Below are 13016 nucleotides of genomic sequence, written 5' to 3' on the forward strand. Positions count from 1 at the left end.
TCTCTTGACCTTCCAGTGACTGGAAGCATTAGGGTGAGTTCAATTGAGAAGGAAAGGGGGAAATTATGTCCCACAGTTCAACACTTAAAATGCAAATTGAAGGCATGAATTGCGCCTCGTGCGTAGGTCGTATTGAAAAGGCTCTTAACAGTGCCTCAGGCGTGAGCAACGTCTCCGTCAACCTGGCCTCGGAGAGCGTACAAGTAAATTATGACGAGACCCTGACCCCTAAGGACGTCGCGGATACACTGCAGCAGGCCGGGTATCCCGCTGTTTCAGAGAGCATCACGTTTGATGTGGCAAACATGAGCTGCGCCTCCTGCGTTGGGCGGGTAGAAAAAGCCTTGAAAGCCGGAGATGGTGTCCTCGAAGCCTCAGTTAATCTGGCAACCGAGAGCGCAACCGTACGCTATGCTGCCGGGGCAATAACACCGGCCGCCATTGCAGAACTGTCGACCGCTGCTGGCTATCCAGCGACGTTGGAGAAGGCCGAGCCCACAGAAACGGCTGACCGCAAAGCCGACGAAATCCGTCACCTAAAAAACAAAGTGCTGCTTTCTGCTGCATTGGCACTGCCGGTTTTTCTGATTGAAATGGGAAGCCATTTCATTCCCGGCGTACACACGCTCGTCGCCAATACCATTGGGATGCAGAACAGTTTCTACCTGCAGTTTGTTCTCACAACAATCGTGCTCTTCGGGCCCGGTCTCCAGTTCTACACGAAGGGGTTCCCATCACTCTTCAAGGGTGCCCCAGACATGAACTCGCTGGTAGCACTTGGCACAACGGCTGCCTATGTCTTTTCTCTGGTCTCGACATTTGCACCGCACATCCTGCCAGCTGGCACCGTGAATGTGTACTATGAAGCAGCGGCTGTTATCGTCGTCCTGATCCTGCTTGGCCGGTTTTTGGAAGCCCGCGCAAAGGGACGGACAGGCGAAGCCATCCAAACGCTCATTGGAATGCAGGCGAAAACGGCGCGTGTCCAGCGCAATGGTACAACCGTTGAAGTTCCAATCGAAGAGATCGTTGTTGGCGATGAAATCCAGGTGCGTCCAGGTGAGAAGATCGCAGTTGATGGCACAGTGATCTCCGGCTCCTCATTTGTGGACGAAAGCATGATCACCGGTGAGCCAATTCCGGTCGAGAAGGCATCTGGAGATGAGGTTGTCGGCGCAACCATCAACGGCACCGGAGCCCTCAGCATTCGTGCGGGCAAAGTCGGAAACGACACTGTGCTCTCGCAGATCATTCAGATGGTGGAGCAGGCTCAGGGTGCAAAGCTGCCTATTCAGGGTCTGGTTGATAAGATCACCGCGTGGTTTGTTCCAGCTGTAATCACCATTGCACTCATCACAATGGCTGTCTGGTTCCTGTTTGGTCCTGATCCTGCTCTTAGTCTGGCTCTGGTTGCCGGTGTTGCAGTGCTCATCATTGCCTGCCCATGTGCAATGGGTCTCGCAACACCAACTTCTATCATGGTTGGTACAGGTCGTGCTGCAGAACTTGGTGTTCTGTTCCGTAAAGGCGATGCGTTGCAGATGCTTCAGGAAACCAAAGTTGTGGCTCTGGACAAGACCGGCACACTCACTGCTGGCCACCCTGAACTAACCGACATCATCCTGCGGGATGGTATGGAAGAAAGCCATGTTCTGAAACTGATTGCTGCTGTTGAGCAAAACTCTGAGCACCCAATTGCAAAGGCCATTGTGAAAGCCGCTCAGGAACGTGGGTTGGACCTGCCAACACCTGAGAGCTTCGACTCCCTAACCGGCTTCGGCGTAAGCGCAAGCGTAGACGGTCATGAGGTACTGGTCGGTGCAGATCGGTTGATGGAGCGCGAAGGCATCACCCTGGGCAAGCTCTTTGGTGAAGGAAGTGCTTTGGCAACACACGGCAAAACACCACTGTACGCTGCCGTGGATGGTCAGATTGCAGCAGTAATCGCCGTTGCCGATCCAATCAAACCAACCACACCAGCCGCTATCAAAGCGCTTCATGCTTTGGGTCTGAAGGTTGCAATGATCACCGGTGATAACCAGAAGACAGCTGACGCAATTGCTGCTGAGCTTGGTATCGACACCGTAGTTGCCGAAGTGCTTCCGGACGGAAAGGTCCGTGCTCTGGAAGACCTGCGCAAAGGCGCCTCCGGTAAACTGGCTTTCGTCGGTGATGGCATCAACGATGCACCAGCGCTTGCAGCTGCAGACGTTGGCATCGCAATCGGCACCGGTACTGATGTGGCGATTGAAGCGGCAGACGTTGTCCTGATGGCAGGGGATCTGAATGGTGTGGTCAATGCCTTCCACATCTCTCAGCAGACCATGCGCAACATCCGGCAGAACCTGTTCTGGGCCTTCGGCTACAACACATTGCTCATTCCAGTTGCAGCAGGTGTGTTATATCCCTTCGGAGGTCCGCTTCTCTCACCGGTGCTGGCCGCAGGAGCAATGGCACTGTCAAGCGTGTTTGTCTTGACCAACGCCCTGCGTCTCCGCTGGATCAAAGCGACAGCTGCACACTAAAATGGACGGAATGACGATGAATATTGGCGAAGTAGCAGAACGCTCTGGCATCCCAACCAAAACCATTCGGTACTACGAGGATATTGGTTTTCTTCGTCCCAAACGGAATGAAAACGGATACCGGATCTTTGAAGACACCGAACTGCACAAGCTGATATTCATTGGCCGTGCTCGCTCCCTTGGGTTCAACATTGAAGAGTGCCGGGCCTTACTGGCACTCTATGATGATAAAGAGCGCGGAAGTTCGGATGTGAAACTCATCGCAAAACAGCACGTCCAAGAGATTGAACGCAAAATCACTGACCTTATCGCTATGCGCGATACGCTCACCCATCTGATAGACGCCTGTGCTGGCGACCATCGCCCCGATTGTCCGATCCTCGACAACCTGAGTGATGTGAAGACGAACTAAGCTAGCCGCAAAACGTGGCGCCCCATCGCACCACCAGATCATAAAAACAGCGCACGGATTGAGTTCCTTGCGCTGTTTTTGTCTCTGGAGACTGAGAAGACCAGTGGGCTATTCACCGGGCTCAGGAACGTCTTCGTGATCCAGCGTCCTGCCTTTAATCCTCTTCCATAAGCCTGAGAGAATTAGAAGTGCTGTAAGCATACCAGCGATGGTGGAGAGCGTCATTGGCAGATCAAGGCCAAGATCGCTGGAGTTCAGAATGTAGGTCACAACAACGGTGGTCATGAAGAGCGCTGGAATGGTGCAGATCCAGTGCAGCTTGTTATGCCGTAGCATGTAAGCGGCAGCGGTCCACAGCATCAAGGCAGCTGTCGCCTGATTGGCCACGCCGAAGTAACGCCACAGGATCCCAAAGTCGATCTGAGTGAGAATTGCACCGCCAATGAACAGAGGCAAAGCCAAAAGCAGCCGTGCCTGAATCAGATGCTGAGGGATATGGAAGTACTCAGCAAGGATGAGGCGGGAAGAGCGGAACGCCGTGTCTCCAGAGGTGATTGGCAGAATAATCACCCCAAGAATGGCGAGGAAACCACCAAATGCGCCCAGAAGGCCATTGGAGGCTTCATAAACAAGGTTGGCAGGGTTTTCTCCCATCCCAACGGCAAGCCCTTCAACACCGCCGAAGAAAGACAGCGCGATTGCACACCAGATGATCGCAATAATACCTTCACCGATCATGGCGCCATAGAACACGAAGCGACCGTTATGTTCGTTTTCCATGCAACGCGCCATGAGTGGGGACTGGGTGGCATGGAAACCCGAGATTGCGCCGCAAGCAACAATGATGAACAAAGCTGGCCACAGCGGCATGTCATTCGGGTTCAGGTTTTGGAAGAAGTTGGCTGCTTCAACACCCGGAAGCATGGAATGCTCACTGGATACCACCAGTGCAACTGTCAGGCCGATGGACATGAACAACAACAGCGCACCAAATACCGGGTAGAACCGACCAATGATCTTGTCGACAGGAACAATGGTTGCCACCAGATAGTAAGCAAAGATGCAAACCAGAAAGATGGTTACGTTAAGGCCAGTCAAACGGCTAAGCAGGCCGGCGGGTGCAGAAACAAACACCACACCTACAAGCAGCAGAACTACAATTGCAAAGATATTCGAGACATGCTTTGCATGGCTGCCAAGGTACTTACCTGCAAGGTTTGGCACAGACTGTCCTTTGTTGCGAACGGACAACATGCCAGAAAAGTAATCATGCACACCGCCCGCAAAAATGCAGCCAAACACAATCCAGAGCATGGCTGCCGGGCCATATAGCGCACCAAGGATAGGGCCAAATATCGGCCCAACACCTGCGATATTCAGCAGCTGGATCAAATAGACTTTCTTGGTGGACATGCGCACGTAATCGACACCGTCTGCATGCGAATGGGCAGGGGTCAGGCGAGCGGGCCTTGTTCCAAAAATCTTCTCGACAAACACGCCATAGGTAAAGTAGCCGCCAATCAACAGGCCAATACTTAAGAGAAACCAGGACACCTTTTTTCCTCCGCAGTCATCAGGGTGTCATTTGACCGTTTTTTAGGCGGTTAATTCGCAGGTATCAGCAATGCGACGATAATGCGCTGCCTAGCAGTATCTAAGAGAAAAAAGAGGTTAAGTAACATGCTAAAGCTTCAGGTAAATCTGAGCTATTACTGATCCTAACTACTTATAATAACTCATGAATAACAAGATATTGTTACTGACTCTTCGGGCAATTTCCTAACATGGCAAACTTGCTTTCATTGGCCTCCACACCTTTTATCCAGACTGGCTTGCGTACTGCAATATTACCGTGATCGCTCCAAAACGAAGCCAGGTGCGCGTCTGCTGAATTCGTTGCCAGACTTGCAACCACAAGTGTATTTGTCGCGTTGCAGAAGTCGGGTCGAAAGTACATCCAAATTCGCAGCCTATTAGACCTAAGTATTCTCGACGTAAGTAGGCTTGCTCAGCCACTCGACTGGTAACAAACTGATAGATGCAACTGGCTCAATTGGGGGTAGTCACTTGATCTTGTAAAATCTCAATCCTGACCTTCGGGACACGACGCAAAACTCTTTGAAAGGGTGGGCAGGTCTTGGCTGGCAGTTAGCTGCACGCAAGGATCTGCGGGGAACCACAAAAGGCAGATGCAAGCTAGTCCTTTAAAAACAAAGACTTTTTGCGGTGAAGTCGCACCCTTATGTGCTCTTCGGCTAGCAGGATTTGGACGATAAGCAAGATCAAAAACCAGTCTCAGAGCCAGCTGGTCAGTGGGAGGAACTGGCCACTACGAGCAAATTTAGCTTGAGATTTGGGGCGTGGATCGCACCGTAAGGTCAACTTCTATCCGGCCCCAAATGGGAGGAGAGTAATGTCTGATAACTCATCCAAAAACGCATATTGGTCGGCCAATATGCGCATCATCAAAATCAGCCTTGTCATATGGGCGTTGGTTTCATTCGGGTTTGGCATTCTGCTGCGCCCATTGTTGAGCGGCATTTCTGTCGGTGGAACTGATTTGGGCTTTTGGTTCGCACAGCAAGGTTCCATTCTGGTCTTTCTGGCGATCATCTTTTTCTACGCATGGCGTATGAATCGTCTCGACCGTGAACACGGCGTTGAAGAAGAATAGGGGCTTCGTAGAACATGGATCAGTTTACCATTAACTTGTTCTTTGTAGGCAGCTCCTTTGCTCTCTACATCGGCATCGCGATCTGGGCTCGGGCGGGCTCCACATCAGAATTTTATGCAGCTGGTCGGGGTGTTCACCCTGTCACCAACGGCATGGCAACCGCTGCGGACTGGATGTCTGCTGCATCATTCATTTCCATGGCTGGGCTTATCGCTTTCACCGGCTATGACAACTCATCCTACCTGATGGGTTGGACCGGCGGCTACGTTCTGCTGGCGCTGCTACTGGCACCATACCTGCGCAAGTTCGGCAAGTTTACCGTTTCCGAGTTCATCGGTGACCGCTTCTACAGCCAGACAGCCCGTATCGTTGCTGTTGTGTGTCTGATCGTTGCATCCACCACCTACGTGATCGGTCAGATGACCGGCGTTGGCGTTGCGTTTGGCCGCTTCCTTGAGGTTGAGAACACAACAGGCCTGCTGATCGGCGCATGTGTGGTGTTCGCCTACGCAGTGTTTGGCGGCATGAAGGGCGTGACCTATACGCAGGTCGCTCAGTATGTGGTACTCATCACCGCCTACACCATTCCGGCAATCTTCATCTCCTTGCAGCTGACTGGCAATCCGGTCCCGGGCCTCGGCCTGTTTGGCAATGACGTTGCAAGCGGTGAGCCTTTGTTGACCAAGCTCAATCAGATTGTGACTGAGCTGGGCTTTAACTCTTACACCTCAAGCAACGCCGACACCCTCAACATGGTGCTCTTCACCCTGTCCCTGATGATCGGTACTGCAGGTCTGCCGCACGTGATCATGCGCTTCTTCACCGTGCCAAAAGTGTCAGATGCACGTTGGTCTGCAGGTTGGGCGCTGGTGTTCATTGCCCTGCTTTACATCACCGCACCTGCGGTAGGTGCGATGGCACGTCTCAACATCACCGAGATGATGTGGCCAAACGGCGGCGTCAACGGTGGGGCAGTTGCTGTCGAACAGATCGAGAAGGATCCAAAATACGACTGGATGCACACCTGGCAGAAGACAGGACTTCTGAACTGGGAAGACAAGAACGGCGATGGCAAGATCCAGTACTACAATGACAAAAACGCCGACATGGAGACACTGGCGAGCGAAAAAGGCTGGGCTGGCAACGAACTGACAAAGTTCAACCGGGACATTCTGGTGCTGGCAAACCCTGAAATCGCCAACCTACCGGGTTGGGTGATCGGTTTGGTGGCAGCTGGTGGTCTTGCAGCAGCGCTGTCAACCGCAGCAGGCCTCTTGCTTGCGATCTCCTCTGCGGTCAGCCATGACCTGATCAAGGGCGCAATCAAGCCTTCGATCTCGGAGAAAGGCGAACTCCTGTCTGCGCGCTTGGCAATGGCAGTGGCAATCGGTGTGGCAACGTATCTGGGTCTGAACCCTCCAGGCTTTGCTGCACAAACGGTGGCGCTGGCATTTGGTCTTGCAGCTGCGTCCATCTTCCCGGCACTGATGATGGGTATCTTCTCAACCCGCGTCAACAACACCGGGGCTGTGGCTGGTATGCTGGCTGGTTTGGTCGTCACCCTTGTCTATATCTTCCTGCACAAGGGCTGGTTCTTCATTCCAGACACCAACAGCTTCACTGATGCTGACCCGCTTCTGGGTACGATCAAGTCCACATCCTTCGGTGCAATCGGCGCAGCGGTAAACTTCGCTGTCGCTTACACCGTGACCGGCATGACCAAGGAAACCCCGCAGGTCATCAAGGATCTGGTTGAAAGCGTGCGCATCCCACGTGGTGCAGGCGCAGCACAGGACCATTGATGGAAGTTGCGGGCCGCTGATTTTCGGTGGCCCGCAGTCTCTTAAACCTGTCTTGCCCGGTTTAGATTGGGCAGGACATCTTTCTCCCAGTTGAAGGTGGAGCCATGCCTCTAACACCAGAGCAAGTCCTGCGGTTCCTGAAATCGGTCCACCCCTATGACACGTTGTCTGAGGGTGATCTGGAGGCTTTGTCCTCTCAGATAGAGGTGTGGGAACGGGCAGCTGGCACCAACATTTATGAGTTGGGAGAGGAATTACCTGGTCTCTTTCTAATCTTTGACGGCGCAGTCGAGATCCGGGATGAGAATGATGCAGTCATAAGCCGCCTTGGAATACGCAACTCATTCGGCGAACGAGGCTTGTTTTTGGATGGACGCGCAGTCACATCCGCAAGGGCAGGGGACCAGACAACGCTTCTGGTTGTGCCGCATACACGTTTGACAGAGCTGATTGCCTCCCATCAAACCGTTGCGCGCTTCTTTGACAGAACTCAGAAAGCCCGCAGTCGTGAAAATGATCTGGTCATCATACCCGTCGAAACTTTTATGGCGCCAAACCCGATTACATGCCGCCCTGAAGATACAGTACAAGATGCCGCCACCCGAATGCGCGATGCTCGCGTATCCTCGCTTTGTGTGACAGATAACGAAGGAAGGCTGATCGGTATCATCACTCTGCGTGATCTGTCCTTCAAAGTTTTAGCCTCCGCGCTCCCGGTGGAGACACCAATTGAAGCGGTGATGACGGCAAACCCAATCACACTTACCCCCTCAGCTATCGGGTCAGACCTGCTCCATCTCATGATGGAGCAGCGCATTGGACACGTTCCCATTGTCGAAGGTGGGCGTTTGGTCGGAATGGTAACACAAACCGATCTCACTCGTTTTCAGGCAATCAGCTCTGCTGAGTTGGTCAGCCAAATTGCCGTAGCAAGGGATGCTGATGAGATTGCGCGTGCAACAGCACGCATACCCAACCTGCTGGTGCAGCTGGTCGCAGCTGGTAGTCGGCACGAAATCGTAACACGCCTGATCACGGATATTGCTGATGCAGCAACACGCCGCCTGCTGACACTTGCCGAAGAAAAACTCGGCCCGCCACCAGTGCCTTATCTCTGGCTTGCCTGCGGCTCTCAAGGACGCCGTGAACAGACCGGTGTCAGCGATCAGGATAACTGCCTCATTTTGGATGACCGCGTCACCGATGCGCAGCGTGAAGGCTATTTTGCGGATCTGGCACAACTTGTCTGTGATGGCCTCAACACCAGCGGCTACGTCTTTTGTCCCGGTGACATGATGGCGACCAACCCGCGCTGGAGCCAACCACTTGCCGTCTGGAAGAGCTATTTCGAAGGCTGGATCAAAACACCTGATCCGGAAGCCCAGATGCTCAGTTCGGTTATGTTCGACCTCAGGCCAATTGGCGGTGATACGAGCCTCTTCGAAGACCTGCAGGCCCAGACACTGGAAGCGTCGAGCAGAAATTCGATCTTCGTGGCGCACATGATCAGCAACTCACTCAAGCACACTCCACCACTGAGTTTGCTGCGCGGTTTGGCAACAATCCGCTCCGGCGAGCATAAGAACTCACTTGATATGAAACACAACGGAGTGGTGCCGGTGGTTGATTTGGCCCGCATTTATGCCTTGCAGGGGCAGATCGGAGCCGTCAATACACGCGCACGCCTAGAAGAGGCCCGTGAGACTGGCCAGCTGAGTAAGTCTGGTGCCGGAGATCTTCTGGACGCCTATGATTTAATTGCCGAGACCCGCATCCAGCATCAGGCAGATCTGGTGAAACAAGGCGCTCAGCCAGACAATTTCCTGCAACCCTCAACCCTGTCAGACTTCGAGCGATCCCATGTGCGCGATGCGTTTGTCGTCGTAAAATCAATGCAGTCGGCAATCGGGCATGGCCGCGGAATGCTGAGTTAGAACATAATGAAAAAGGCTGGAGTTCTATGAAGAACGACCATAAAGGCCGGAGAGGAAAAGCATGTTTCTTGAATTGATCGCAACCTTCGTTGCAGGCATTGCCGGGGCTGGTCTTGTGATGCTGATCAATCATGTCCTCGGTGGACGCCTGCCAAGATGGTTTGCGCCGGTTGCCGCCGGGCTAGCTATGCTTTTGACCACCATCTCAAGTGAGTACAGTTGGTTTGAGCGCACCAAAGACACGCTGCCGGACGGAGTGATTGTCGCCCAGACAGTAGAAAGCAAGGCCTTCTACCGTCCGTGGACCTATCTCTACCCAATCACCGAAAGGTTTGTCGCAATCGACACAGCCACAATCCAGCGGCACCCGGACCAACCGGACATGCGATTGGCAAACGCCTACTTCTTTGGCCGCTGGGCTCCGGTGAACAGGCTGCCAGTCCTCACAGATTGCCAAACCAGTCGCCGCGCAGCACTGACCGACGGCATTACCTTTGAAGACGGCGGAACCATCTCAGGAGCACAATGGGTCACGGCCTCAGAAGGGGATCAGATTATCACTACAATTTGTGGAGCGGGATAATGCTGGCGGGGCTCGGCCTGAGACTTCGGATATTTCTGCTGTTTGCTGGTGTTGCCGCTGCAAGCTGTACCGTTGTCGCCGCCGCGCTCTATTTCGGATACTCCCGTATTCCGGAAGCTGGTGCAGGTTCTGGGTTTGTGTTGGCCGGTCTCCTCTCCGTTTTTGGTCTCCTTGCCATCTCCGCAGCCATCTGGATGTTGTTTGACGAAAACGTCGCAAAGCCCGTCCAACAACTCTCCGCCGCCATCCGCACACGCGCCCATGCAGATGTGGACGCGCCCATTGATCTCGAAGGCGCAAAATATCTGGGCGATCTAGCTCCGGCAGCTTACGCTGTGACAGGCCGCCTGATAGATAATACCGCAGATGCCGGTGAACTGGTCGCCGATGCAACTGCCCAGCTCGCCGCGGAACGCGCGCAACTCGCATTACTGCTGACCGAGATCCCGGTCGCCATCGTGCTGGTAAGCCCTGCGCACAAGATCATGCTCTATGACGGACAAGCCGCAGACGTTCTCGGACAGGTCCACGTCCCCCGTCTCGGCGCGTCCATCTTTGACTATTTTGTTGAGGAAGAGGTCCGCGCCGCCTACAACCAACTCACTGAAACACGTACGGAAATCGCCGTGGATGTGAAAGGCGCCCGCGGTAATCTAAGTTTTCAGGTGCGCCTGAAAAAGCTAAGCCAGTCTCCGGGCTACATGATCCTTATCGACGAAACCACCACCCGTATTGCCCCGGAAGCCCGCCGCCCGCTGATCTACGATTTTGATGCGGCACAGCACAATTCTGAAAAAGCGATCGATCAGCGCTCGCTACAGGAACTGAGCTTTGTGGTCTTTGATACTGAAACCACAGGGTTGATGCCAAACAAGGATGAGATAGTCCAAATCGGCGCTGTGCGGGTCGTGAACGGGCGGATCATCCCCGGTGAAACCGTAGACCAGCTTGTCAATCCGGGCCGGCGCATACCGCCAGCATCAACAAAGGTCCACAGGATCACCGATGAAATGGTGGCAGAGGCTCCGGATGCTGCCACAGCAATCTCTGACTTCCATATCTTTGCCCGCGATTCCGTAATCGTGGCTCATAACGCACCGTTCGACATGGCGTTCTTGCACAAATACGGACACATCTCAGGACAGGTTTGGGATCATCCAATCCTCGACACGGTGCTGCTATCGGCAATTGTCTTCGGTGCAGAGCAGGAACACACACTAGATGCTCTCTGCGCACGCCTCGACATCGAAATCCCACAGAACCTCCGCCACACTGCCCTTGGCGACGCACAGGCAACAGCCCAAGCCCTCTGCAAACTCCTCCCCATCCTAACCTCCCGCAGCCTAGACACCTTCGGCAAAGTCACCACCCAAACCCGCAAATACGGACGACTGCTAAAAGACATGAATTAGTCGCCTAAGTTCTTGCACCTCTTCAATCTCACCTGCTCAGCTTGCCGTACGTCGTGGAATACAGAAGGTGCGGCTTGACTACTGGCTGAAAGGCCCACGTTTCGTGCTCAAAAACAGTGCAGTCAACCAGAGTAATAGCCTTGTTTTCAGAATCATGAAGTGCATCCGAACTGTGCGACAGAGCCGCTGATTAGGGCAATGCCAGACAAGTTTCTGGTCCATGGTCGTATATGAGCATGCTTGACTTAAAGTGGAAGTGTTGATTGAGTGGAATTACGTATGTTTAAAAAGGGCTGCTATGTTTATCAAAAAAGTCAAGTTAACCCTGTCTGCGCTTTTACTTAACGGGGTCATTGTGGGTCATGCTAACGCATGGTCTGATCACAATCTCATCACTTATCCAGTATTGCAGTCGATGCCGGAAGTCGCCGATCAAGCACCAGTGCCGGTTGAAACATTAACTGAGTTTGTGACGGCAGAAGCGCAGGGATTAGAAGACTTGCTTGCAGCCAATGAAGTTTGGTTGCGCGAAAACTTCCCTCATTATAAACCGCGCCCTGACGCCATCGCGTTTGATGCAGATAGCTCGGATCTGCTCCTCAGCTTCATTCACGCGATCCGAATTAATCCAGAGGCACCTCTTACGCCGTATATTAAGCTTCTACCAGCGCAAGATACCCAAGGGCGCCGACTTATGCAGGCCTCTGAAGTTGCGGTGTATTCAAACTTGAATGATTACAAGAAATTGAGGTTTGTTGAGGTCAAGAGTGGTGACATGGTCACGCCGCTCGAAGTCTTATCGTCAGCAAATGACGACCCGGACAATGGGCTTGATATCGGCCTGTTTGAAGACAACGGCACTCCAGCTGGCAAAATGTACGGCTTTGGTGAGCAAGCTTTTGGCAACCCAGCAGTGGAGTTCAGCAGTCAGGCGCCATTTCATATGGCCTTTTATCATGAGGCAAGCATACTCTATACGCTAGCTCCTTTTCTGAATGACACCTTCCCTGATTATCGCGTGCATATGTACAAAGCATTGGCTGAATATGCCTTCCGTACTGGGCATGATTACTGGGGCTGGCGCTTCATGGGGTGGGGGCTGCACTATGTTGGCGACATGTCAATGCCTTATCATGCCACATTGCAGCCAGGCGTAAGTACTGCCTCAAGTATCTGGACAAATACAAAAGATGTGATGGGCTTCCCTCAAGCCAAAACTGATGCGATCCAGTTGCTTTCAAATCGTCACTTCGTTACTGAAAAGTTCCAGGCAGTGATCATTAACGACGCATATGCGGAGCAAGATTCTAGCAGCGTTGTACTTGAGGCACTAACAAAGCAAACACCGGCTGTAGAATACACCGATAGCACCTTTGTCGACGTGTTTGCCAAGAAGTCCTATGACAAATCAGACAAGTTGGCCGATTATCTTATACGTTTCGTTCCTGCCAAATTGGTGAGTGATCCAAGTTTCGAAGTAGACGGTAGCGAAGAGATCGAGCAGGTTGTTGAGCTGATTAGGGACGAGCATGGACATGATGGATTGTCAGAGATGACGAACATGGTTGGCGAACTCATGCATGATCATAATGCCAATACACGCAGCTTTGTTAAGTCAGTCTTGCAGAGCAAGAACTAGATAAAATATCTACACTCAAGTTACGCTGCTTCGGC

At 52.9% G+C, this 13016-nt stretch carries 9 protein-coding genes; 8 read left to right on the forward strand and 1 reads right to left on the reverse strand.

Annotated elements, in window-relative coordinates:
• The first annotated feature begins 65 nt into the window (after positions 1 to 65).
• Both IE076_RS19505 and cueR read left to right on the forward strand, forming a co-directional pair.
• Complete coding sequence (locus IE076_RS19505) at positions 66 to 2525, forward strand: heavy metal translocating P-type ATPase (protein ID WP_189438459.1); 2460 nt, start codon at positions 66 to 68, stop codon at positions 2523 to 2525.
• Positions 2526 to 2541: 16 nt separating this feature from the next.
• Positions 2542 to 2937: a Cu(I)-responsive transcriptional regulator gene (gene cueR, locus IE076_RS19510; protein WP_189438495.1), complete on the forward strand. Its 396-nt coding sequence runs from the start codon at positions 2542 to 2544 to the stop codon at positions 2935 to 2937.
• Between the two features lie 108 nt (positions 2938 to 3045).
• Here the strand turns inward: cueR and IE076_RS19515 are convergent, their stop codons facing one another.
• Entirely contained in the window at positions 3046 to 4491 is a 1446-nt protein-coding gene (locus IE076_RS19515; RefSeq protein ID WP_189438460.1) for a carbon starvation CstA family protein, read from the reverse strand.
• Between the two features lie 859 nt (positions 4492 to 5350).
• Between IE076_RS19515 and IE076_RS19520 the strand changes: the two genes are divergently transcribed.
• The 6 genes from IE076_RS19520 to IE076_RS19545 all read left to right on the forward strand — a co-directional run bounded on the left by IE076_RS19520 (position 5351) and on the right by IE076_RS19545 (position 12981).
• A complete protein-coding gene (locus IE076_RS19520) occupies positions 5351 to 5611 on the forward strand; it encodes a DUF4212 domain-containing protein (RefSeq protein ID WP_189438461.1) in 261 nt (86 codons plus the stop codon).
• 14 nt (positions 5612 to 5625) lie between these two features.
• Positions 5626 to 7413, forward strand: a complete 1788-nt coding sequence (locus IE076_RS19525; protein WP_189438462.1) for a sodium:solute symporter family protein — start codon at positions 5626 to 5628, stop codon at positions 7411 to 7413.
• 104 nt (positions 7414 to 7517) lie between these two features.
• A complete protein-coding gene (locus tag IE076_RS19530) occupies positions 7518 to 9347 on the forward strand; it encodes a DUF294 nucleotidyltransferase-like domain-containing protein (RefSeq protein ID WP_189438463.1) in 1830 nt (609 codons plus the stop codon).
• A gap of 61 nt (positions 9348 to 9408) precedes the next feature.
• Positions 9409 to 9930, forward strand: a complete 522-nt coding sequence (locus IE076_RS19535) for a hypothetical protein (protein ID WP_189438464.1) — start codon at positions 9409 to 9411, stop codon at positions 9928 to 9930.
• Positions 9930 to 11342 carry a 3'-5' exonuclease gene (locus IE076_RS19540; RefSeq protein WP_189438465.1) on the forward strand — a complete coding sequence of 471 codons (1413 nt, stop codon included), beginning with the start codon at positions 9930 to 9932 and terminating at the stop codon, positions 11340 to 11342. Before IE076_RS19535 ends, IE076_RS19540 begins: the two co-directional genes overlap by 1 nt.
• Before the next feature lie 298 nt (positions 11343 to 11640).
• Complete coding sequence (locus IE076_RS19545; RefSeq protein WP_189438466.1) at positions 11641 to 12981, forward strand: phospholipase C/P1 nuclease family protein; 1341 nt, start codon at positions 11641 to 11643, stop codon at positions 12979 to 12981.
• Positions 12982 to 13016 lie beyond the last annotated feature (35 nt).

The sequence above is a fragment of the Pseudovibrio japonicus genome (assembly GCF_014651595.1).
GTDB lineage: Bacteria > Pseudomonadota > Alphaproteobacteria > Rhizobiales > Stappiaceae > Pseudovibrio > Pseudovibrio japonicus.